The organism is Vibrio sp. 378 (assembly GCF_033339435.1).
In genome coordinates, this window is sequence record NZ_JAWOUO010001292.1 from 1 (window position 1) to 502 (window position 502).

Consider the following 502-nt stretch of genomic DNA (forward strand, 5'->3'; position numbering starts at 1 on the left):
CAGGCGACTCAATGAGACCAGAAGCGGCTTTGGTTTCAGGAAAAGCTTTCATAAGATAAGGAGCAAAGCGCTTTAGCCTTGCACTCGCGACATGAATATCTTCTGCGTTCAATCCGACGTGCGGCAAACCTTCTTCAAGCGAGGTCACGTTGGGATTAAACCAGCAAACTTCATCTAGGTTGATCAGTTGCTCTACAAGTGGGAATTGTTTTTTAAGCACTTCCACATTCAGCTTGTTCATATCCTCTATCCTGCAATTCGTTCTTTAGAATCTTCCATTCAATTGGTTACGCACATAAACAAAAGCGCCGCAATTGCGACGCTTTTAACTCATTCAATTTGTGCTCTATGCGTAGTTTTGCTCGAACTCTTTCATGAAGTCGACCAACGCTTGCACACCTTCTAGCGGCATTGCATTGTAAATCGATGCGCGCATACCGCCCACCACACGGTGACCTTTTAGCGCCTTTAGTCCTTTTGCATCTGCAAGCTCAAGGAAAGT

The 502-nt window shown here is 45.2% G+C and carries 2 pseudogenes; both read right to left on the minus strand.

What is annotated here, in order from left to right:
- Positions 1-241 (minus strand): annotated as a pseudogene (locus R7Q48_RS31630) (D-serine dehydratase); the annotation flags it as partial.
- A gap of 105 nt (positions 242-346) precedes the next feature.
- Positions 347-502 (minus strand): annotated as a pseudogene (locus tag R7Q48_RS31635) (3-phosphoserine/phosphohydroxythreonine transaminase); the annotation flags it as partial.